This window comes from Enterobacter sp. Ag1, from assembly GCA_000277545.1.
Lineage (GTDB): Bacteria > Pseudomonadota > Gammaproteobacteria > Enterobacterales > Enterobacteriaceae > Cedecea.
This window is the reverse complement of the sequence record AKXM01000053.1, coordinates 1-21135: the sequence shown is the minus strand read 5'-3', so window position 1 is coordinate 21135 and position 21135 is coordinate 1. Positions and strand designations below refer to the sequence as shown.

Here is a 21135-nt window from a genome sequence, read left to right as displayed (position 1 = left end):
TGTGCGTTATAACGTCCGGGGAATATAGCATCGTGCGTTATAGCGCACAAGGCGTTATACTGCGCCCTTAACGGGAGGAGAGAATGGATATAGCGCAACATCTGGCAAACACCCTGAAAGGCCTGCGTCAGGCCAGAGGCTGGAGCCTGACCTTCGCGGCGGAACAAACCGGCGTGTCGAAAGCGATGCTCGGGCAGATCGAGCGCAACGAATCCAGCCCGACCGTCGCCACATTATGGAAGATTGCCACCGGCTTTAACGTGCCGTTTTCGGTTTTCCTCGAAGCCGGTTCAGCGCCCGTGCGCCCGGTCTTTGACCCGCAGCACCGGGAAATGGTGGTGGTGCCGATTTTTCCTTACGATCCGCACCTGCGTTTTGACCACTTTTCTATTCGCCTCGCCCCCGGTGCGCTCAGCGAGTCGTCGGCGCACGACAGCGGCGTTATCGAGCATGTGGTGGTGATAAGCGGCGTGTTGGATATGAATGTTGACGGAGAATGGCAGACGTTGCAGGCCGGAGATGGCTTAAAATTCTACGGCGATAGCCCTCACGCGTACCGTAATTCAGGTGCCGATGAGACGCATTTTCACTCGCTGATTCACTATCCGGTGACGACGGCATAATCCCTCTGTTTTTGCGCGGGGGAAGTGACTACAATAGCCGCCTTTCGCCATTACAGAACACGACAAATTTTATGCGCCTGCACGCAAATCAACTTGAATTACTCAGCCCTGCCCGTGATACCGCCATCGCCCGCGAAGCCATTCTCCATGGCGCGGATGCGGTTTACATCGGTGGGCCTGGCTTTGGCGCTCGCCACAACGCCGGTAACAGCTTGCAAGACCTGGCCGAACTGGTGCCGTTTGCCCACCGCTACGGGGCGAAAATTTTTGTTACCCTGAACACCATTCTGCATGATGACGAACTGGAGCCTGCGCGCTCGATGATCGTCGACCTGTACGAAGCCGGGGTTGATGCGCTGATCGTGCAGGATATGGGCGTGCTGGAAATGGATCTGCCGCCGATCGAGCTGCACGCCAGTACCCAGTGCGACATTCGTAGCGTGGAAAAAGCGAAGTTTCTGTCCGATGCAGGTTTCTCGCAAATCGTGCTGGCGCGCGAGCTGAACCTGCAGCAAATTGCCGCCATTCACCAGAATGTTGACGCGACGATTGAATTCTTCATTCACGGCGCGCTGTGCGTGGCGTATTCCGGGCAGTGTAATATTTCCCACGCCCAGACCGGGCGCAGCGCCAACCGCGGCGACTGCTCGCAGGCCTGCCGCCTGCCGTACACCCTGAAAGACGATCAGGGCCGCGTCGTAGCCTACGAAAAACACCTGCTGTCGATGAAAGACAACGATCAGAGCGCCAACCTGGCGGCGCTGGTCGAGGCGGGCGTGCGCTCCTTCAAAATTGAAGGGCGTTACAAAGACATGAGCTACGTGAAAAACATCACCGCGTACTACCGCCAACTGCTGGACGAGCTGATGGAAGGGCGCAGCGACCTGACCCGTGCGTCTTCCGGCGTGACATCGCACTACTTTATTCCGTCCCCGGACAAAACGTTCCACCGCGGCAGCACTGACTACTTCGTTAACGAGCGCAAAATCGACATCGGTGCGTTCGACTCGCCAAAATTTATTGGCCTGCCGGTGGGCGAAGTGCTGAAAGTGAGCAAAGACCACCTCGACGTGACCACTACCGATACGTTGACTAACGGCGATGGCCTGAACGTGCTGATCAAGCGTGAAATCGTCGGCTTCCGCGCTAATACGGTGGAAAAAACCGGAAAAAATCAGTATCGCGTCTGGCCAAACGAAATGCCGGAAACGCTGAAAAAAGTGCGCCCGAACCACCCGCTGAACCGTAACCTGGACCACAACTGGCAGCAGGCGCTGCTGAAAACCTCCAGCGAGCGCCGCGTGGCGGTGGATATCGAACTGAGCGGCAGCCAGCAGCAGCTGGTGATGAAAGCCACCAGCGAAGAGGGCGTCAGCGTCAGTCAAACGCTCGTCGGCCAGTTTGACGTCGCCAATAACCCGCAGAAAGCGTTCGACAGCCTGCGTGACGGCCTGACCAAGCTGGGCCAGACCATGTACTCCGCGCGGAAAGTGAACATCTTGCTGGAAGAAGCTTTATTTGTGCCAAACGCCCAGCTTAACCAGCTGCGCCGTGATGCCATTGAAGCGCTGACCGAAGCGCGGCTGCAAAACTACCAGCGCGGCACCCGTAAAGCGGTGAGCGTGCCGCCGCCGGTCTACCCGGACAGCCATTTAAGCTTCCTGGCGAACGTGTATAACCATAAAGCGCGTGAGTTTTATCACCGCTATGGCGTGCAGCTGATTGACGCTGCCTATGAAGCACATGAAGAGAAGGGCGAAGTGCCGGTGATGATCACCAAGCACTGCCTGCGCTTTGCGTTTAACCTTTGCCCGAAACAGGCAAAAGGGAACATCAAGAGCTGGAAAGCGACCCCAATGCAGCTGGTGCACGGCGATGAAGTGCTGACGCTGAAATTTGACTGCCGCCCGTGCGAAATGCACGTCATCGGCAAGATGAAGAACCACATCCTGAAGATGCCGCTGCCGGGGAGCGTGGTGGCCTCCATTAGCCCGGACGATTTGATGAAAACGCTGCCGGGGAAAGCGAAGCGTTAATTTCATTGCTTATTATTTAAAACCGCCTGCTTCAGGCGGTTTTTTTAACCACGCAGGGAGGATGCATTATTATTTGTCACTTACGGAATTATTCCGCTATTCAACAAACATGCCTTAATCATGATATTCAGATGACAAGCAGGGGTTGTGAAGGGCATAGGCTCGCCAGCAGACGCTTAACGTCACGATTTTTCGTTATATCTCATTTTCTTAATACTGTTCTAAGATTTCTTTGTTAAATTCTTTTCATTGATAAGATGTTTAGCTAAACAGGCCGTACTTCCCTAGTGTTGTGCTTTTATTTAATTAGCCTGATTCATTATCCCGTCAGCTTTTGGCGTTTAGCGATTTAATAAGGAATCCACGTAATGAGTGATTTTCTGCCTTTTTCACGCCCGGCGTTAGGTGCGGAAGAAATTGCAGCGGTAACGGAAGTCATGCAATCCGGCTGGATCACAACCGGGCCGAAAAACCAGGCGCTTGAGAAAGCATTTTGCGACTTAACCGGCAATAAACATGCCATTGCGGTAAGCTCGGCCACCGGCGGGATGCACGTTACCCTGATGGCACTTGGGCTGCAGGCGGGTGACGAGGTGATTACTCCCTCGCTGACCTGGGTCTCCACGCTCAACATGATTGTGCTGCTGGGCGCCGAACCGGTGATGATCGACGTCGATCGCGACACGCTGATGGTTACGCCAGAAGCCATTGAAGCGGCCATTACTCCACGCACTAAAGCGATCATTCCCGTGCACTACGCGGGCGCGCCTGCCGACATCGACGCTATTCGCGCCATCGGGGAACGTCACGGCATTCCGGTGATTGAAGATGCTGCGCACGCCGCGGGCACCGAGTACAAAGGCAAGCACGTTGGCGGCAAGGGCACGGCTATCTTCTCTTTCCACGCCATCAAAAACATGACCTGCGCCGAAGGCGGTCTGATCGTCACCGACGACGACCAGTTTGCTAACCGCATTCGTAGCCTGAAATTCCACGGTCTGGGCGTAGATGCCTTTGACCGTCAGACGCATGGCCGCGCGCCGCAGGCTGAAGTTATCTCCCCGGGGTTCAAATACAACCTTGCGGACATTAACGCGGCTATCGCGCTGGTGCAGCTGGGCAAGCTGGAGCAAATCAACGTCCGTCGTCAGGAAATCGCCGAACGCTACCTCAAAGAGCTGGCCGACACGCCATTCCTGCCGCTTGCTACCCCGACCTGGCAGCACCGTCATGCCTGGCATCTGTTTATCATCCGCGTGGATGAGGCCACCTGCGGTATTTCCCGCAGCGGCCTGATGGAAGCGCTGAAAGAGCGCGGCATCGGCACCGGCCTGCACTTCCGCGCGGCGCACACCCAGAAGTATTACCGCGAGCGCTATCCGCAGCTTCAACTGCCGAACAGCGACTGGAACAGCGAGCGCATTTGCTCCATTCCACTGTTCCCAACCATGACCGACGATGACACTTCCCGCGTCATTACCGCTTTACGTGAAATAGCAGGACTCTAAGATGACGACCCCGGAACCGATCAAGAAAGTTTCCGTTGTGATCCCGGTGTACAACGAACAGGACAGCCTGCCTGAACTGCTGCGTCGTACCACTGAAGCTTGTCAAAAGCTGAACCGTGATTACGAAATTCTCCTTATTGATGATGGCAGCAGCGATGACTCTGCCGCCATGCTGACCCGCGCGGCAGAAGCCCCGGACAGCCACATCGTCGCGGTGCTGCTGAACCGTAACTATGGCCAGCACTCGGCCATTATGGCGGGCTTTAGCCACGTCACCGGCGATCTTATCGTCACCCTGGATGCTGACCTGCAGAACCCGCCGGAAGAGATCCCGCGCCTGGTTGAGAAAGCCGACGAAGGCTATGACGTTGTGGGCACCGTGCGCCAGAACCGTCAGGACAGCTGGTTCCGCAAGCGTGCGTCAAAAATGATCAACCACCTGATCCAGCGCACCACCGGTAAAGCGATGGGCGACTACGGCTGTATGCTGCGCGCCTACCGCCGCCATATCATCGACGCGATGCTGCACTGCCACGAACGCAGTACCTTTATCCCGATTCTGGCCAACACCTTTGCCCGTCGCGCCATCGAAATCCCGGTGCACCACGACGAGCGTCAGTTTGGCGACTCGAAGTACAGCTTCATGCGCCTGATCAACCTGATGTATGACCTGATCACCTGCCTGACCACAACGCCGCTGCGTTTACTTAGCGTCGTCGGCAGCATTATCGCACTGTCCGGTTTTGCCCTCGCGGTACTGCTGGTGGTGTTACGTCTTGCTCTTGGCCCGCAGTGGGCGGCGGACGGGGTGTTTATGCTCTTCGCCGTTCTGTTCACCTTTATTGGCGCCCAGTTCATCGGAATGGGGCTGCTGGGTGAGTACATTGGCCGTATCTATAACGACGTGCGTGCTCGCCCTCGTTACTTTATTCAACGCGTAGTTAGCAGTGAAACCGCTTTATCTTCAGAGGAAAATCAATAATGAAAGCAGTTGTTTTCGCCTATCACGATATGGGCTGTGTGGGTGTTCGTGCCCTGGTTGAAGCAGGCTATGACATTGCAGCAATTTATACTCACCCGGATAACGCCGCTGAGAATAACTTCTTCGGTTCTGTGGCCCGCACGGCGGCAGAATTCGGCATCCCAGTTTTTGCTCCTGAAGATGTGAACCACCCGCTGTGGGTCGACCGCATTAAAGACGCACAGCCTGAAGTGATTTTCTCCTTCTACTACCGCAACCTGCTGAGCGAAGAGATTCTGGACTGCGCTTCCGTCGGGGCATTTAACCTCCACGGCTCCCTGCTGCCTAAATTCCGTGGCCGCGCGCCGCTGAACTGGGTGCTGGTGAAAGGTGAAACCGAAACGGGCGTTACCCTGCATCGCATGGTGAAACGCGCGGACGCGGGCGACATCGTTGCTCAGGAACGCGTGGCGATTGCCGCAGAAGATACTGCCCTGACCCTGCACCACAAACTGTGCGAAACCGCGAAATCCCTGCTGGCGAAAAGCCTGCCGGTGATCAAAACCGGTCACTTCCCGCAGACCGCTCAGGACGAATCCAAAGCGACCTATTTCGGCGGCCGTTCGCCAAAAGATGGCGCGATCAGCTGGGAAGGCTCTGCAGCAGAAGCTAACAACCTGGTGCGTGCGGTGACCGAACCGTGGCCAGGCGCGTTCAGCTACGTGGGCGGCGGCAAATTCATCATCTGGAAAAGCCGCGTGCTGGAAAGCAACAATGGCGCGAAAGCCGGGACAGTTATCTCCGTTAACCCGCTGGTGATTGCCTGCGGCACCGGTGCTCTGGAAGTCGTGACCGGCCAGGCTGAAAACGGCGTGTACATGCAGGGTTCCCAGCTGGCACAGTCTCTGGGCCTGGTTAGCGGCGCGATTCTGAGCAGCAAACCCGTTTCCGCTATCAAACGTCGTACCCGCGTACTGATTCTGGGCGTGAACGGCTTTATCGGTAACCACCTGACCGAACGTCTGCTGCGTGATGACAACTTCGAAATCTTCGGCCTGGACATCGGTTCCGACGCGATTTCTCGCTTCATCGGCAACGAGCGTTTCCACTTTGTGGAAGGTGACATCAGCATTCACTCCGAGTGGATCGAATACCACATTAAGAAGTGTGACGTTGTTCTGCCGCTGGTAGCCATCGCGACGCCAATCGAATACACCCGTAACCCGCTGCGAGTGTTCGAACTCGACTTCGAAGAGAACCTGAAGATCATCCGCGACTGTGTGAAATACAAAAAACGCATTATCTTCCCGTCCACCTCCGAAGTGTACGGCATGTGCACCGACAAGTCGTTTGACGAAGATAACTCCCCGCTGATCGTTGGGCCAATCAACAAACAGCGCTGGATCTACTCCGTGTCCAAACAGCTGCTTGACCGTGTTATCTGGGCATACGGCGAAAAAGAAGGGCTGCGCTTCACGCTGTTCCGTCCGTTTAACTGGATGGGCCCGCGTCTGGACAACCTGAACGCCGCGCGTATCGGTAGCTCCCGTGCCATTACCCAGCTGATCCTGAACCTGGTCGAAGGTTCCCCGATCAAGCTTATCGACGGCGGCAAGCAGAAGCGCTGCTTCACCGACATCGGCGACGGCATCGAAGCGCTGTTCCGCATTATTGAAAACAAAAACAATAACTGCGACGGCCAGATCATCAACATCGGTAACCCGGACAACGAAGCGAGCATCAAACAGCTGGCAGAAATGCTGCTGGAAAGCTTCGAACGTCATCCGCTGCGTAGCCAGTTCCCACCGTTCGCCGGTTTCCGCGAAGTGGAAAGCAGCGCCTACTACGGCAAAGGTTATCAGGACGTTGAGCACCGTAAGCCAAGCATCCGCAACGCCCAGCGCCTGCTGGAGTGGACGCCTGAAGTGCACATGGAGAAAACCATCGACGAGACGCTGGACTTCTTCCTGAAAACCGTTGAGCTGACGGACCCTGCTTCATGAGAAAAGTCGGCCTGCGTATTGATGTCGACACCTGGCGAGGCACCCGTGAAGGGGTGCCAAACCTTCTGGAGACGCTAAGTTTACACTCGACTCAGGCAACCTTTTTCTTCAGCGTTGGGCCAGACAACATGGGGCGCCACTTGTGGCGCCTGATCAAGCCTAAATTCCTGTGGAAGATGCTGCGCTCCAACGCAGCATCGCTGTATGGCTGGGACATTCTGCTGGCGGGTACCGCGTGGCCGGGGCGCATGATTGGCGCAGGCAACGCAGAGGTTATCGCGGCGGCGGCGGACCACCATGAGGTGGGCCTCCATGCCTGGGATCACCATGCCTGGCAGGCCTGGGCGGGCGTCTGGGAACAGGACAAGCTCGAACAGCAAATTCGCCGTGGGCTGGATGCGCTGCAGAAAATTGTCGGGCAGCCTGTAAACTGCTCGGCCGTGGCGGGCTGGCGTGCTGACCAGCGCGTGGTGAAAGCGAAAGCCGCTTTCCCGTTCCAGTACAATAGCGACTGCCGTGGTACTACGCCGTTTATCCCCGTTCTGTCTAACGGTAGCGAGGCTGCGGTGCAAATTCCCGTGACGCTGCCAACGTGGGACGAGGTGATTGGTACCGAAGTCAGTAAAGAGAACTTTAACCGCTTTATCCTGGATAAAATTCACCAGGACAGCGGCACACCGGTTTACACCATTCATGCCGAAGTCGAAGGGATGGTGATGCGAGATTCCTTTAGTGAATTGCTGGCGATGGCTGCCGCCGAGGGGGTTCAGTTCTGCCCGCTTAGCGAGCTTCTGCCGGACGATTTATCCACGCTGCCGAGAGGCAAAATTGTGCGCGGGACAATTCCAGGCCGCGAAGGCTGGCTGGGTTGCCAACAACTTATAGAGTCGTGAACCGATGAAATCTGCAAAATATGGAATGACCCTTCTGGTCTGTTTTGCCTTGCTTTACCTTGTCCCTCTGGAGTTTCGTCACCTGTGGCAGCCGGATGAGACGCGCTATGCGGAAATCAGCCGTGAAATGCTGCTGTCTGGCAACTGGATCGTTCCTCATTTCCTTGATCTGCGCTATTTCGAAAAGCCGGTGGCGGGGTACTGGATCAACAACATCAGCCAATTCATCTTCGGTCATAACAATTTTGCCGTGCGTTTTGGTTCCGTGTTTTCGGTGACCCTGAGCGCGCTGCTGACCTACTGGCTGGCGTTCCGCCTGTGGCGCGATAAAACGATCGCGGTGCTGGCCGGGGTTATTTTCCTCACCTGCCTGCTGGTCTACGGCATCGGCACTTATTCCGTGCTCGACCCGATGATCACCCTGTGGCTGACGGCGGCGATGTGCAGCTTCTGGCTGGCCAGTACCGCACAAACCACCGGCGGCAAGATGGGTGGCTACGTGCTGCTGGGCCTGGCCTGCGGCATGGGCGTGATGACCAAAGGGTTCCTGGCGCTTGCGGTGCCGGTGATTGGCGTTCTGCCGTGGGTGATTGCACAGAAACGCTGGAAAGAGGTGTTATTGTTCGGGCCGCTGGCGGTGCTGAGCGCCGTGCTAATTACGCTGCCGTGGGCGATTGCGATCGCCAAAGCCGAGCCTGACTTCTGGCACTACTTCTTCTGGGTGGAGCACATTCAGCGTTTCGCTGAGAAAGACGCGCAGCATAAAGCCCCGTTCTGGTACTACATTCCGTTCCTGATTGCAGGCTCTCTGCCATGGCTTGCTCTGCTGCCGGGCGCGCTGAAAAGCGGCTGGAAAAGCCGAGGCGAGCAGGGCGGCGCGTTCTACCTGCTGGGCTGGGTTGTGATGCCGTTGCTGTTCTTTAGCATCGCCAAAGGCAAACTGCCGACCTACATTCTGCCGTGCTTTGCACCGCTGGCGATCCTGATGGCGCGTCATGCCGTTGAGCTGGCGAAAAGCGGCTCCGCTATTTTACGCGTCAACGGCTGGATTAACCTGCTGTTTGGGGCGGCCTGCGTGATCACGGTGGCATTCTTCCTGGCACCGTGGGGTCTGGCCAGACATCCGGTGTATGCCGCCAATGAAACGCTGAAAGTGGTGCTGGCGTGCGTGGCCTTTGCCGTCTGGGGGCTGTTCGGTCTTTTGACCCTGAGTCAGACCGCGAAACGCTGGTACTGGGCGGCGCTGTGCCCGCTGGGTCTGGCGCTGCTTGTGGGCGTGGTGATTCCATCGAAAGTGGAAAACTCCAAGCAGCCGCAGGCGTTCATTCATGAAATGCGTCCGCAGCTGGAAGACAGTCGCTACATCTTCACCAACAATGTCGGCATTGCCGCCGGAGTGGCATGGGAGCTGAAGCGGAGCGATATCAATCTTTATAATCAGGCGGGCGAGCTGCGCTACGGCCTTGATTATCCGGATGTATCTAACCGCTTTGTTTACGGTGATGAGTTCGCATCCTGGCTGGCGGAACACCGCAAGCTGGGCAAAGTGTCGCTGATGCTGCTGGTGTCGAATAACACCGATCTCAATGACCTGAAGCTGCCGGAGCCGGATCACCGGGCCAACAGCGGGCGCTTTGTGCTGTTTGAGTACGACGCGCAGCCATGAATATTGCGCTGATTATTCTGGCCAGTTTGCTTAGCTGCGGCGGGCAGCTGTGCCAGAAGCAGGCGGCTCAGGGGGCGGGGCGCCGCCACTTGATGCTGTGGCTTGGGCTGAGCGTTCTGTTATTAGGGCTGGGGATGCTCGTCTGGCTGCTGGTGCTCCAGCACGTCGAGGTGAGCATCGCTTACCCCATGCTGAGCCTGAACTTTATTTTTGTCACCCTTGCCGCGCGCTGGATCTGGAAAGAGAAAATTTCGGCGCACCACTGGCTGGGCGTGATGCTGATCATTCTGGGGATTATCGCGCTGGGAGGGCACGCCTGATGGGCTATATCTGGGCGTTAATGAGCGTGCTGCTGGTCAGCGGGGCGCAGCTCAGCATGAAATGGGCGATGGTTCAGTTTCCTCCCGCCGCAGCGAGCCTTGAGTTTATTCAGGCCGTGTTGTTTGGCGGTTACGGGCTGCTGGCGCTGATCGGCGGGCTCGCGGCCTACGCGTTTTCCATGGGCTGCTGGTATATGGCGTTGAAACGCATTCCGCTCAGTAAAGCGTATCCGCTTTTAAGCCTGAGCTATGTGCTGGTGTGGTTCGCGGCTATTAATCTGCCGTGGCTTAACGAAGCGTTCAGTCCGGGCAAACTTCTCGGCGTGGCGGCGATTTTCGTCGGCCTGGTGCTGATTTGTCTGCCTCATCAGCTACGCCACAAAAAGGAAAAGTAATGCGCTAGTTGTTCAGGCAAACTGACGGCAACCTGATGAAAACTGGATGCGAAGTATGAACCCACATATCATTGAAGTGCCGTTAGAAAAGTCTTATCGCCTGATCAACCACGGCCCAACCGTGCTGGTGTCTGCCCACCACAATGGCGTGGACGACGTGATGACCGCCGCCTGGGCCTGTGCGCTGGATTTTACCCCATCCAAGCTGATGGTGGTGCTGGATAAAATCACCGCCACCCGCACGCTTATCGAAAACAGCGGCACCTTTGTGATTCAGGTGCCCTGTGCAGCCCAGCTCAAAATGACCCATTTTCTGGGTACCCACAGCCTGAAAGAGATGCCCGACAAGCTCGAACAATCCGGCGTGGAGCTGTTCCGCGCCCCTGGCCACAGCGTACCGCTGGTCTCGGGCTGCACGGCCTGGATGGTCTGCAGGCTTATCCCCGAACCGCATAACCATCAGGCTCACGACCTGTTTATCGGTGAAGTTATCGGTGCCTGGGCCGACGACCGCGTGTTCCGGAACGGTCACTGGTCGTTTGAAACCTCCCCGCCGGAATACCGCAGTCTGCACTATATTGCCGGCGGCCAATTCTACGCCATCGGCGAATCGCTGGTGGTACCGGGCGTGGAGGCGTCATGAAGAAGATTGAGTTACCCGCCGAAGACTACCGCAAGCTGAGTGACTTTATCAGCGACTGGCTGGACGACAAGCACGACCTGCAAATAGGGCAGTTTGAAGCCGAATTCTTCCTTGACGAGCTGGTGAAAAAAATGGCGCCTGCGCTCTACAATAAAGGACTGGACGATGCGCTGGCGGTAGCCCAAAGCAACATGCTGACGCTGGAAGAGTTGCTGGATCTGGAAAAAATCGTCGATTAGTTTTGCCCGCGATCTTGCCATTATTGAATGACTAAAGGGGCGCATTGCACCCCTTTTTCGTATTACTGGTTAACCGGCACAACCGCGCCGTGGTACTTCTCGTTGATCCAGTCCTGAATCTGCTTAGAGTGCAGGACTTTCACCAGCTCGACGATGTCATGTTTCTTCACGTCGGCGCGGTGCACGGTAATGATGTTGGCATACGGGTTGCCTTCGGCGCTTTCGACGGCAATCGGATCTTTAATCGGGTTCAGGCCCGCATCCAGCGCGTAGTTGGCGTTGATCACCACCGCATCGCCTTCGTTGTTGGCGTACATCTGCGGCAGCAGGGCGGCTTCAATATCCGCTTTGAACTGCAGGTTTTTTGGGTTGCTGGCAATGTCGCTGATGCGCGCGTTAACCGGCTTCACGCCAGGTTTCAGGGTGATCACACCTTCGCGCTGGAAGATAGCCAGAATACGGCCTTCTTCGGCCACCGAGTCACGCAGAATGATTTTGCCGTTCTGCGGCAGATCCTTCAGGCTTTTATACTTCTTCGAATAGATGCCGATCGGCTCCACGTGGATTGCCCCGGCGCTGACGAAATCGTAGTTTTTATCGCCTTTATGATCCTGTAGCACCGAATCCAGATAGGGCTGATGCTGGAAGTAGTTGGCGTCAATCTCATGCTCGGCCAGCGCGGTATTCGGCAGGATATAGTCCTGAAAGGTTTTGATCTCAAGATCGATGCCTTCTTTCGCCAGAATCGGCTTCGCCTGCTCAAGAATTTCCGCATGCGGGACGTTGGAGGCGCCCACAATCAGTTTTTCAGCGGCGTTGGCGTGAAGACTTAACGCGGTTAAAGAAGCCAGAGCTAACATCATAAACTGTTTTTTCATTATTTCGTCCAGTCGTGATTAGTGATTAAAAGTGCATTGCCGTGGAATTCCAGGCGGCAGTGTGTGCTTCTGTCGCCCGAAAGGTGTGAAAGCCGTTAGCGTTTATCGAGCAGGTGTGTGATGCGGTCGCCGATAAACTGAATAATAAAAACGATCGCCAGAATAGTGGCCGTGGCCACCAGCGTGACGTCATTATGGTTACGCTGGAACCCTTCCAGATAGGCGAGGTTGCCTAAGCCTCCAGCACCGATAACCCCAGCCATGGCGCTGTAGCTCACCAGCGCAATCAGAGTGACAGTCATCCCGGACACCAGCGCCGGAGAGGATTCAGGCAGCAGCACGAGGAAGATCAGCGTGTGGGTTTTGGCCCCCATTGAACGCGTGGCTTCAATAACGCCTTTATCGACTTCGCGCAGTGCAATTTCCACCAGGCGGGCGTAGAAGGGGGCCGCCCCGACGATCAGCGCCGGCAGCGCGGCGTTGGTGCCGAGAATGGTGCCAACCAGCGTTTTCGTGAAGGGGATCAGCAGGACGATCAGAATGATGAACGGGATCGAGCGGAAGACGTTGACCAGCACGGTCACCACCGAGTAAACCAGTCGATTCTGCAACAGCTGACCGCGAGAAGTGAGAAACAGCAGCACGCCGAGGGCGATGCCAAACACGAACGTTGCCACTCCCGACCAGGCCGTCATGTAGAGCGTTTCGCCTGTGGCGGCCCACAGTTTGTCCAGTTTTAAATGCGGGAAGTATTGCTCAAGCATGTCGAATAACCTCAGTCTCTACCCGCTTTTGATTCAGGTATTGCACAATATTTTCTAGCTGGCTGGCGTCATCCATATGGACGTACAGCTCGCCAAACGCGCCGTCTACCGTCTGGGTAATGTTGCCGTGCAGGATATTCAGCGCGACGTTAAAATGCTGAATGACATCGGCAATCACCGGCTGTCGGGCTTCTCCGCCAGGGAAAATCAGCTTCAGAATGCTGCCGCCAATGCCCTGAACCCAGAGCGGATTGAAGGGTTCTCTGGGCGTATTTTGCCCCGCAATCTGACGCACAAAAGTTTGCGTGATGGGCTGCTTCGGGTGGGTGAAAATATCCAGCACCGGGCCTTCTTCAACGATTCTGCCGTTTTCCATCACCGCTACGCGCTGACAAACTTTGCGCACCACGTGCATTTCATGGGTGATGAGCACGATGGTTAAGTTGAGCTGGCGGTTAATGTCGAGCAGCAGATCGAGAATCGCGTCAGTCGTTTGCGGATCCAGCGCCGAAGTGGCTTCGTCGCACAGTAAAACATCCGGGTTATTGGCCAGCGCGCGAGCAATGCCGACTCGCTGCTTTTGGCCACCGCTTAGCTGAGCGGGCCAGGCGTTTTCGCGCCCCTCCAGCCCCACAAGCTTAATCAGCTCGTTAACACGCTGCTGAATCTGGCTTTTATTAACACCGGCAATTTGCAGGGGAAAGGCAATATTCTCGGCAACGGTCCGGGACCACAGCAGATTAAAGTGCTGAAAGACCATGCTGACTTTTAGACGAGCCTGACGGAGCTGTTCGCCTCTGGCCTGGGCAATATCCTGCCCGGCGACAATGATCGATCCTGACGTGGGTTTCTCCAGCCCATTTAATAATCTTATTAATGTGCTTTTACCCGCGCCGCTGTAGCCAATAATGCCGTAAATCTGGCCTTTATTGACGTTGATATTAATATTATCTACGGCGGTAATGGCGCCATGTCTGCTGGCAAATATTTTTGATACGCCCGAGAGAACGATCATTATCCTGGTCCTTACTTGCTGAAATTTTCCGCAACGCAACAGCATGATATGCTGACAACTGGCGCACGAATGCCGTGTTATGGGCGTTGAATCATTGTTATTTGGCTGATACTACCTGCTAATACCGTTGCTCAGAAGAATATAAAGATATGACTTATAGCCATAAGAAATATAAATACATGATGGTTCTTTCCTGACCGGGATTAATACGCTTTAGCAAAAACATGGCATTGCTTATCGTTAAATTGATTAACTGCGTTTGTTTAAATAATAATCAGCAGAGTGTGGGGGGGATAAATAATGAACGGGCTGTTAATCGATTTTATTAACGATATGTTATTGGTCGATGATTGTTCTGCCTGGTTTTTTTAGTTTTATATTGGTTCTCCCTGGTGCCGTTTTCGTTGTTATTTTCGTACCAAATTTAACAAATCTGCGCCATGCCCCGGAAATTCTAGTCTCATCAAGGTATCTTTCCCGCCTCGAGAGCGGAGATTGTCTGAAGATGTACGAATCCAATTTAGTCCTGCTGCTTCTGCAGCAGATGTGCGTGTTCCTGGTCATTGCCTGGTTAATGAGTAAAACCCGGCTGTTTATCCCCCTGATGCAGGTGACCGTGCGCTTACCCCACAAGCTGCTGTGCTACATCACCTTCTCGGTTTTCTGCATTATGGGCACCTATTTTGGTCTTCACATTGAAGGCTCCATTGCCAACACGCGCGCCATTGGCGCCGTGATGGGCGGCCTGTTAGGCGGGCCGGTGGTGGGCGGGTTGGTGGGGCTAACCGGCGGGCTGCATCGTTATTCTCTCGGTGGAATGACGGCGCTGAGCTGCATGATCTCCACCATTGCGGAAGGACTGATTGGCGGGTTAATCCACAGCGTTTTAATCCGCCGGGGCAGGACGGACAAACTGTTTAGCCCGCTGGTCGCCGGAGCGACGAGCTTTGTCGCCGAACTGGTGCAGATGATCATTATCTTGCTTATCGCACGGCCCTTTGAGGATGCGCTCCACCTGGTGGAAAGCATCGCTGCGCCGATGATGGTCACCAACACGCTGGGTGCTGCCATGTTTATGCGCATTCTGCTGGATAAACGTGCGATGTTTGAGAAATACACTTCCGCGTTCTCCGCCACCGCGCTAAAGGTCGCGGCCGCAACCGAGGGGATCCTCCGGCAGGGATTCAACGAACAAAATAGCCTGAAGGTGGCGAAGGTGCTGCACCGGGAGCTGGACATCAGCGCCGTGGCGATCACCGACCGGGAAAGGCTGTTGGCGTTTATTGGCACCGGGGCCGATCACCACCTGGCGGGCAAGCCTATTTCGTCGGGTTACACCTGGCAGGCCATCGAGAATAACGAAGTGGTTTACGCCGACGGCAATGAGGTGCCTTATCGCTGCTCGCTGCATCCTAACTGCAAGCTGGGGTCGACGCTGGTTATCCCGCTACGGGGTGAAAATCAGCGGGTGATCGGCACGATAAAACTCTATGAGGCGCGTAACCGGCTGTTTAGCTCGATCAACCGCACGCTCGGCGAAGGAATTGCGCAGCTGCTGTCGGCGCAAATCCTCGCCGGGAAATATGAACAACAAAAAGCGCTGCTGGCGCAGTCCGAGATTAAGCTGCTGCATGCCCAGGTGAACCCGCACTTCTTATTTAATGCGTTGAACACGCTGAAAGCGGTTATTCGCCACGATGGCGACAAAGCCGGGCAGCTTGTGCAGTACCTCTCGACATTTTTCCGCAAAAATCTCAAGCGCCCGTCTGAAATTGTCACGCTTTCCGATGAAATTGAGCACGTGAATGCCTATCTGCAAATTGAGCTGGCGCGTTTCCAGACTCAGTTGGCGGTGGACTGGCAGGTGCCCGACGAGCTGGCGAATCAGCGTTTGCCAGCTTTCACGCTACAGCCGATTGTGGAAATCGCCATTAAACACGGCACCTCTCAGCAATTAGGCCACGGCATGATTACTATTCGTGCCCGTACAGAGGGAAAAGACGTGCTGGTGGATGTCGAGGATAATGCCGGGTTGTACCGGCCAAAAGAGAACGGTAACGGACTGGGAATGAATCTGGTGGACAAGCGGCTGCGGGCGAAGTTTGGGGAAGATTATGGTCTGGCCGTGAGCTGCGACCCCGACCGTGTTACCTGCATCACCGTGCGCCTGCCCACCGAGGAGTTGGTATGTTAAGAGTATTGATTGTGGATGATGAACCGCTGGCGCGTGAGAACCTGCGCGTCCTGCTTGAGAACGATGGCGAGATTGAGATAGTCGGGGAATGCGCCAACGCGATAGAGGCGATTAGCGCGGTGAACAAACTGCGCCCGGACGTGCTGTTTCTCGATATCCAGATGCCGCGTATTAGCGGGCTGGAAATGGTGGGTATGCTCGACGAACGCCATCGGCCACGCATTGTGTTTCTCACCGCTTTTGATGAATACGCGGTACAGGCGTTTGAGGAGTGCGCATTTGACTATCTGCTCAAACCTATCGAAGCGCAGCGGCTGCAAAAAACGCTGGCTCGCCTGCATCAGGAGAGCGAAGCGCAGGATGTTTCCCGCCTGCCGGACAGCCAGCAGCCGCTAAAATTTATCCCGTGCAGCGGCCACAGCCGCATCTGGCTGCTGCAGATGGAGGAGGTGGCCTACGTCAGCAGCCGGCTAAGCGGGGTGTATGTCACCAGCCGGGATGGCAAAGAAGGCTTTACCGAATTAACACTGCGCACGCTGGAAAGCCGCACGCCGCTGCTGCGCTGCCACCGGCAATATCTGGTGAACATGAATTATTTGCAGGAGATCCGCCTAGAGGATAACAGTCAGGCGGAGCTGTTGCTGCGGGATGGCCGCACCGTGCCGGTGAGCCGCCGCTATTTGAAGTCGTTAAAAGAGGCGGTGGGGCTTTAAGGTTATTGCTTTACGCGGCAGGTTTTAATCCGGCAAAAGCGTCGCGGATTTCGGCCTCAGGGAGCGAGACGCCGATGAACACCAGCGTGCTCTCCGGCGTTTCGTCCGGCTGCCATTCGCGGTCCCAGTCGGCGCTGTAAAGGCGCTGCACGCCCTGGAACAGCAGGCGACAGGGCTGGTCTTCAATCCACAGCATTCCTTTGTAGCGGAGCAGGTTGTTGGCGAAGCCGGACAGCAGGTTTTCCATCACGGAAGAGACGGCGGACAGCGCAACCGGGTAGTCCAGCGTCACCACAATGGATGAGACTTCATTTTGCTGCGGGGCAATGCGGTGGAAGCGAGGTTTTGTCGCCACGACGTTTTCTTCCAGCATAAAGCCGCGGGTGTTAAACAGCAGCGGAAGATCGATATTGCCGTGCAGGATAGGGTACACCGGCGCGCGTGCGTTAATGCGCTGCAGGCGTTCAGTCAATGCAGCGGATTCACCGGCCACATCGGTTTTGGTCAGTAAAATACGGTCTGCGTAGCCGATTTGCGACTGGGCGAGCGGGAACTGATTCAGCTGTGAATCGGCATGTACCGCGTCGACCAGGGCGATCACGCCGTCAAGCAGGTAGCGTTCGCAGATGATTTCATGGGCGAAAAAGGCCTGCAGGATAGGGCCAGGGTCGGCCATGCCGGTGCATTCGACGATGAGCCTGTCGAAGTGGATTTCACCTTTGTCCCGGCTATCAAGCAGATCCAGCAGGGCATCTTCCAGCTCGCTTGAGCGCGTGCAGCAAATACAGCCGTTGCTCAGGGTCGTTATACGTGTGGCGCGGTCGCCAATCAGCTGACTGTCGATAGGCGTTTCGCCAAATTCATTTTCAATAACGGCAATCTTCTCGTCCTGCTGGGTATGCAGGATATGACGTAACAGGGTGGTTTTCCCTGCACCCAAAAAGCCGGTTAATACGGTTACTGCAATCGGTGTCATCGCGTCCTTCCTGTTAACAGCAGCGCATGCCGCCTTTACCGTCTCCGCCGTAGCGCGCCTGCTGGCGTTCACGGAAGAATTCTTTGTAGGTCATGGGCGGCTGATCCGGGTGGTTCGTCTGCATATGCAGCACGTAGGTATCATAGTCCGGAATGCCAACGAGCATTCTTGCCGCCTGGCCGAGGTACTTTTTTGCAGCACCTAAGTTATCAAACATTCGTCGCTCCTTTAGTGATTTAAGCCCCGCTAATGCGGGGCTGTCAGATGAAGCGATCAGTGTCCGGAAGAAATCTTAATGCCTTCTTTCGGCACCGGCTGGTAAGGCGTTTCTTTGTCCGTCGGCTGGTCGGATTTACGCGCCTCTTTCCAGGCCTTAATGCCGTAGAAAATAATGCTGTAAACCACCACCAGGAACAGAATGCTCAGGCCCGCGTTGGTGTAGTTATTGACGACAATGTGGTTCATGTTGGCGAGGTCTTGAGCCGTCAGATCCGCCCCACCGGCGGCGATACGCGCCTTATACTGGTTGGCCATGAAGAAGAAGCCTTCCATCTGCGGGTTGCTGCTAAACAGCTTCAGGCCCAGCGCCCAGGTGGTGCAGATAAGCAGCCAGACCGCAGGCACCACGGTGACCCAAATGTACCGGGTACGTTTCATCTTCACCAGGACTACAGTGGCCAGCACTAATGCAACTGCCGCCAGCATCTGATTGGAGATGCCGAACAGCGGCCACAGGCTTTTCACGCCGCCCAGCGGATCGACCACGCCCTGATACAGCAGGTAGCCCCACAGGCCTACGCAGCCAGCGGTGCCGATGATACCGGCCACTAGCGAGTCGGTTTTCTTCAGGAACGGGATAAAGTTACCCAGCAGATCCTGCAGCATAAAGCGGCCAGAACGGGTGCCGGCATCCAGCGCAGTAAGAATAAACAGCGCTTCAAACAGGATCCCGAAGTGGTACCAGAAGCCCATGTCGGCGACCGGAACAATTTTGTGGAATACGTGCGCAATACCGACGGCAAGGGTAGGGGCACCGCCTGCGCGGTTGAGTACGGAAGGCTCACCGATATCTTTCGCCGTCTGCAGGATCTGCTCAGAAGAAATCACGAAGCCCCAGGAACTGACGGTGGCGGCCGCGTGCGCGGTCACTTCCTTCAGCTGCGCCATAATCATTGGCGCGTTTTCCCCGCCCAGCTCGTGCAGGTTTGGCATGGTAAAGCCCAGACCCGCCGGTGGCGTGTTCATCGCGAAGTACAGACCCGGCTCAATGATGGAAGCCGCTACCAGGGCCATAACGGCCACAAATGACTCCATCAGCATCGCACCGTAGCCGATAAAGCGAGCGTCGGTTTCACAAGCCAGCAGTTTTGGCGTGGTGCCGGACGCGATAAGCGCGTGGAAGCCGGACACTGCCCCGCAGGCAATGGTGATAAACAGGAACGGGAACAATGCGCCTTTCCACAGCGGACCGGTACCATCCACGTACTGAGTAATGGCCGGCATTTTCAGCTCTGGATTGAGGATAACGATACCAATCGCCAGGCCGACGATAACGCCGATTTTCAGGAAGGTCGCCAGGTAGTCGCGCGGGGCGAGGATCAGCCAGACAGGCAGCAGGGCGGAGATAAAGGCATAGCCGATGAGCGTAAAGGTAATGGTAGTGTCTTTAAAGGTCAGCGCCGGGCCCCAGTAAGGGTCGTGGGCAATCACACCCCCGAAGTAAATCGAGGCGACCAGCAGCACAATCCCGATAACGGACACTTCACCGACCCGGCCCGGGCGAATAAAGCGCATATAAATGCCCATAAACAGGGCAATCGGCACCGTCGAGCAAACGGTAAAGACGCCCCACGGGCTTTCAGCCAGCGCTTTCACCACGATAAGAGCCAGCACGGCCAGGATAATTATCATGATCAGGAAGCAGCCAAACAGGGCAATCGTCCCCGGCACGGGCCCCATCTCTTCTTTGATCATCTCGCCAAGGGAAGCCCCGTTTCGGCGCGAGGAGATAAACAGCACCATAAAGTCCTGCACCGCCCCGGCCAGTACAACGCCTGCCAGTAGCCAGAGCACTCCGGGCAGATAGCCCATCTGCGCCGCCAGCACCGGGCCGACCAGAGGCCCGGCTCCGGCTATCGCCGCGAAGTGGTGGCCAAACAGCACGTTACGGTTGGTCGGGACATAGTTCAGTCCATCGTTATTGATCACCGCCGGTGTGGCGCGGGTAGGATCCAGCTTCATCACCTTCTGGGCGATATAAAGGCTGTAGTAGCGGTAAGCCACCAGATAGACCGACACCGAGGCGACGACGATCCACAGGGCGCTGATGTGTTCCCCCCGTCGCAGGGCGACGACGGCCAGACAGCAGGCCCCGATGATACCCAGAATCACCCAGGGTATATGTTTGAGAAATTTATTTTTATTCATAATTCATCCGTTTGTCAGCCCTGGCGTCATGCCTGTTCGCCGTCTCGCTGAACCTGGTTGTTGTAAAAGAAGGGCATAAAAATAGCCCAGCCATAGCGTGACGATTTTTGCTGCAAGAGAGGAAAAAGAGTGGCCGAGTGGTCGTATTCAGGAATAAGCGGTTGTGGGACAGGCTAAGCGGTTTTAACCAGCCGCTAACTCACTGAAAAGTGTGATTTAGATCCCATGATAAGCAGAGAGGATTTAATGATATAGCCGGTATTGGCTCAATTGAGCTGAGCGTAAACTTCGCTATGGGCGTTGAAATAAATAACAGGATGGTATTTACAGAAATTAATGATCGTAACGTGTTATTACGACTGAATTGAAATTCCATTTCATGCACTTATTAATACATGAGGTGGTGTTAATTGTTTGGTATTTATTGTTTATTCATTTTTTGCAAAGACAGGTTGTGGTATCTCAGGATGGCGGAAGTAAGCGTGCTGCCTGCCTTAAACTGAATGTATGTCAATGTATTATTAATGAATGTTTTTGTTATTAGCGTTTAAAAACATAAGGTTGCATAACTCTTTGTTGTTACATATTAATTGATGAGATTTATTATTTGTTTCTTAATTAAGCTGTTTAGCGTTGTGCAAATCGTGCTGGCAGACATAATACGCAGCAATGAAATTAATTTATGGCGATGCTTTTATGTCTTTATCTGAAAATAAACCGACTAAAACAAAAAGAAATGCGATATCCACAGCCTTGCCTTTGACAATGTTAATTACTCTGGCTATGCCGGCAGTCGCTGGCCCGGTGATCAATGTGGGTCCGTTAAATGAGTATATCTATTCCGGTAAAAATACCCTCGCCAAACGCATTTATAACTCCGG

At 55.2% G+C, this 21135-nt stretch carries 19 protein-coding genes and 1 pseudogene; 14 read left to right on the top strand and 6 right to left on the bottom strand.

Annotated features, from left to right (window positions below; all coding sequences use genetic code 11):
* Positions 1–83: 83 nt before the first annotated feature.
* From A936_RS19240 to A936_RS19190, 11 genes are all read left to right on the top strand, one after another.
* Positions 84–623 carry a helix-turn-helix domain-containing protein gene (locus A936_RS19240; protein ID WP_008460728.1) on the top strand — a complete coding sequence of 180 codons (540 nt, stop codon included), beginning with the start codon at positions 84–86 and terminating at the stop codon, positions 621–623.
* Positions 624–694: 71 nt separating this feature from the next.
* Entirely contained in the window at positions 695–2659 is a 1965-nt protein-coding gene (locus tag A936_RS19235; protein WP_008460727.1) for a peptidase U32 family protein, read from the top strand.
* A 368-nt stretch (positions 2660–3027) separates the two neighbouring features.
* Positions 3028–4167 carry a UDP-4-amino-4-deoxy-L-arabinose aminotransferase gene (gene arnB, locus A936_RS19230; protein WP_008460726.1) on the top strand — a complete coding sequence of 380 codons (1140 nt, stop codon included), beginning with the start codon at positions 3028–3030 and terminating at the stop codon, positions 4165–4167.
* A gap of 1 nt (position 4168) precedes the next feature.
* Positions 4169–5149, top strand: coding sequence for an undecaprenyl-phosphate 4-deoxy-4-formamido-L-arabinose transferase (arnC, locus tag A936_RS19225; RefSeq protein WP_008460725.1), 981 nt, complete (start codon positions 4169–4171; stop codon positions 5147–5149).
* Positions 5149–7131, top strand: coding sequence for a bifunctional UDP-4-amino-4-deoxy-L-arabinose formyltransferase/UDP-glucuronic acid oxidase ArnA (gene arnA, locus A936_RS19220; RefSeq protein ID WP_008460722.1), 1983 nt, complete (start codon positions 5149–5151; stop codon positions 7129–7131). Before arnC ends, arnA begins: the two co-directional genes overlap by 1 nt.
* A complete protein-coding gene (arnD, locus tag A936_RS19215; RefSeq protein WP_008460720.1) occupies positions 7128–8024 on the top strand; it encodes a 4-deoxy-4-formamido-L-arabinose-phosphoundecaprenol deformylase in 897 nt (298 codons plus the stop codon). The genes arnA and arnD overlap by 4 nt, the downstream gene beginning before the upstream one ends.
* Positions 8025–8028: 4 nt before the next feature.
* The gene (gene arnT, locus A936_RS19210) at positions 8029–9690 is read left to right on the top strand and encodes a lipid IV(A) 4-amino-4-deoxy-L-arabinosyltransferase (protein ID WP_008460717.1); all 1662 of its coding nucleotides are present in this window, start codon (positions 8029–8031) and stop codon (positions 9688–9690) included.
* Positions 9687–10010 (top strand): 4-amino-4-deoxy-L-arabinose-phosphoundecaprenol flippase subunit ArnE, encoded by a 324-nt coding sequence (gene arnE / locus A936_RS19205; protein ID WP_008460715.1) that lies wholly within the window; start codon positions 9687–9689, stop codon positions 10008–10010. Before arnT ends, arnE begins: the two co-directional genes overlap by 4 nt.
* A complete protein-coding gene (arnF, locus tag A936_RS19200; protein WP_008460713.1) occupies positions 10010–10405 on the top strand; it encodes a 4-amino-4-deoxy-L-arabinose-phosphoundecaprenol flippase subunit ArnF in 396 nt (131 codons plus the stop codon). The genes arnE and arnF overlap by 1 nt, the downstream gene beginning before the upstream one ends.
* 55 nt (positions 10406–10460) lie before the next feature.
* Positions 10461–11048, top strand: a complete 588-nt coding sequence (locus tag A936_RS19195; protein WP_008460711.1) for a flavin reductase family protein — start codon at positions 10461–10463, stop codon at positions 11046–11048.
* Positions 11045–11287, top strand: coding sequence for a DUF2164 domain-containing protein (locus A936_RS19190; protein WP_008460710.1), 243 nt, complete (start codon positions 11045–11047; stop codon positions 11285–11287). The genes A936_RS19195 and A936_RS19190 overlap by 4 nt, the downstream gene beginning before the upstream one ends.
* A gap of 62 nt (positions 11288–11349) precedes the next feature.
* Here A936_RS19190 and A936_RS19185 read toward each other — a convergent pair whose 3' ends face one another.
* The 3 genes from A936_RS19185 to A936_RS19175 all read right to left on the bottom strand — a co-directional run bounded on the left by A936_RS19185 (position 11350) and on the right by A936_RS19175 (position 13944).
* A complete protein-coding gene (locus A936_RS19185) occupies positions 11350–12165 on the bottom strand; it encodes a MetQ/NlpA family ABC transporter substrate-binding protein (RefSeq protein ID WP_008460708.1) in 816 nt (271 codons plus the stop codon).
* A gap of 95 nt (positions 12166–12260) precedes the next feature.
* Positions 12261–12929, bottom strand: a complete 669-nt coding sequence (locus A936_RS19180; protein WP_008460706.1) for a methionine ABC transporter permease — start codon at positions 12927–12929, stop codon at positions 12261–12263.
* Positions 12922–13944 (bottom strand): methionine ABC transporter ATP-binding protein, encoded by a 1023-nt coding sequence (locus A936_RS19175; RefSeq protein WP_008460704.1) that lies wholly within the window; start codon positions 13942–13944, stop codon positions 12922–12924. Before A936_RS19175 ends, A936_RS19180 begins: the two co-directional genes overlap by 8 nt.
* 505 nt (positions 13945–14449) lie before the next feature.
* Here A936_RS19175 and A936_RS19170 point away from each other — a divergent pair.
* Both A936_RS19170 and btsR read left to right on the top strand, forming a co-directional pair.
* Complete coding sequence (locus A936_RS19170; protein WP_008460702.1) at positions 14450–16138, top strand: sensor histidine kinase; 1689 nt, start codon at positions 14450–14452, stop codon at positions 16136–16138.
* Positions 16132–16851, top strand: a complete 720-nt coding sequence (gene btsR / locus A936_RS19165; protein ID WP_008460700.1) for a two-component system response regulator BtsR — start codon at positions 16132–16134, stop codon at positions 16849–16851. The genes A936_RS19170 and btsR overlap by 7 nt, the downstream gene beginning before the upstream one ends.
* A 10-nt stretch (positions 16852–16861) precedes the next feature.
* Here btsR and yjiA read toward each other — a convergent pair whose 3' ends face one another.
* From yjiA to A936_RS19150, 3 genes are read right to left on the bottom strand one after another with little or no spacing between them, the layout of a single operon-like run.
* Positions 16862–17827 carry a GTPase gene (gene yjiA / locus A936_RS19160; RefSeq protein ID WP_008460697.1) on the bottom strand — a complete coding sequence of 322 codons (966 nt, stop codon included), beginning with the start codon at positions 17825–17827 and terminating at the stop codon, positions 16862–16864.
* Positions 17828–17840: 13 nt separating this feature from the next.
* Positions 17841–18044, bottom strand: coding sequence for a YbdD/YjiX family protein (locus A936_RS19155; RefSeq protein ID WP_008460696.1), 204 nt, complete (start codon positions 18042–18044; stop codon positions 17841–17843).
* Positions 18045–18100: 56 nt separating this feature from the next.
* On the bottom strand, positions 18101–20254 hold the full coding sequence (locus A936_RS19150) for a carbon starvation CstA family protein (protein WP_008460695.1): 2154 nt from the start codon (positions 20252–20254) through the stop codon (positions 18101–18103).
* A gap of 669 nt (positions 20255–20923) precedes the next feature.
* On the opposite strand from A936_RS19150, the pseudogene A936_RS23820 reads away from it, so the two are divergent.
* A pseudogene (locus A936_RS23820) lies at positions 20924–21135 on the top strand (hypothetical protein); the annotation flags it as partial.

Coding starts and splice junctions, on each gene's coding strand:
- A936_RS19240 (WP_008460728.1), top strand. CDS start 84: ATGGATATAGCGCAACATCTGGCAAACACCCTGAAAGGCCTGCGTCAG.
- A936_RS19235 (WP_008460727.1), top strand. CDS start 695: ATGCGCCTGCACGCAAATCAACTTGAATTACTCAGCCCTGCCCGTGAT.
- arnB (WP_008460726.1), top strand. CDS start 3,028: ATGAGTGATTTTCTGCCTTTTTCACGCCCGGCGTTAGGTGCGGAAGAA.
- arnC (WP_008460725.1), top strand. CDS start 4,169: ATGACGACCCCGGAACCGATCAAGAAAGTTTCCGTTGTGATCCCGGTG.
- arnA (WP_008460722.1), top strand. CDS start 5,149: ATGAAAGCAGTTGTTTTCGCCTATCACGATATGGGCTGTGTGGGTGTT.
- arnD (WP_008460720.1), top strand. CDS start 7,128: ATGAGAAAAGTCGGCCTGCGTATTGATGTCGACACCTGGCGAGGCACC.
- arnT (WP_008460717.1), top strand. CDS start 8,029: ATGAAATCTGCAAAATATGGAATGACCCTTCTGGTCTGTTTTGCCTTG.
- arnE (WP_008460715.1), top strand. CDS start 9,687: ATGAATATTGCGCTGATTATTCTGGCCAGTTTGCTTAGCTGCGGCGGG.
- arnF (WP_008460713.1), top strand. CDS start 10,010: ATGGGCTATATCTGGGCGTTAATGAGCGTGCTGCTGGTCAGCGGGGCG.
- A936_RS19195 (WP_008460711.1), top strand. CDS start 10,461: ATGAACCCACATATCATTGAAGTGCCGTTAGAAAAGTCTTATCGCCTG.
- A936_RS19190 (WP_008460710.1), top strand. CDS start 11,045: ATGAAGAAGATTGAGTTACCCGCCGAAGACTACCGCAAGCTGAGTGAC.
- A936_RS19185 (WP_008460708.1), bottom strand. CDS start 12,165: ATGAAAAAACAGTTTATGATGTTAGCTCTGGCTTCTTTAACCGCGTTA.
- A936_RS19180 (WP_008460706.1), bottom strand. CDS start 12,929: ATGCTTGAGCAATACTTCCCGCATTTAAAACTGGACAAACTGTGGGCC.
- A936_RS19175 (WP_008460704.1), bottom strand. CDS start 13,944: ATGATCGTTCTCTCGGGCGTATCAAAAATATTTGCCAGCAGACATGGC.
- A936_RS19170 (WP_008460702.1), top strand. CDS start 14,450: ATGTACGAATCCAATTTAGTCCTGCTGCTTCTGCAGCAGATGTGCGTG.
- btsR (WP_008460700.1), top strand. CDS start 16,132: ATGTTAAGAGTATTGATTGTGGATGATGAACCGCTGGCGCGTGAGAAC.
- yjiA (WP_008460697.1), bottom strand. CDS start 17,827: ATGACACCGATTGCAGTAACCGTATTAACCGGCTTTTTGGGTGCAGGG.
- A936_RS19155 (WP_008460696.1), bottom strand. CDS start 18,044: ATGTTTGATAACTTAGGTGCTGCAAAAAAGTACCTCGGCCAGGCGGCA.
- A936_RS19150 (WP_008460695.1), bottom strand. CDS start 20,254: ATGAATAAAAATAAATTTCTCAAACATATACCCTGGGTGATTCTGGGT.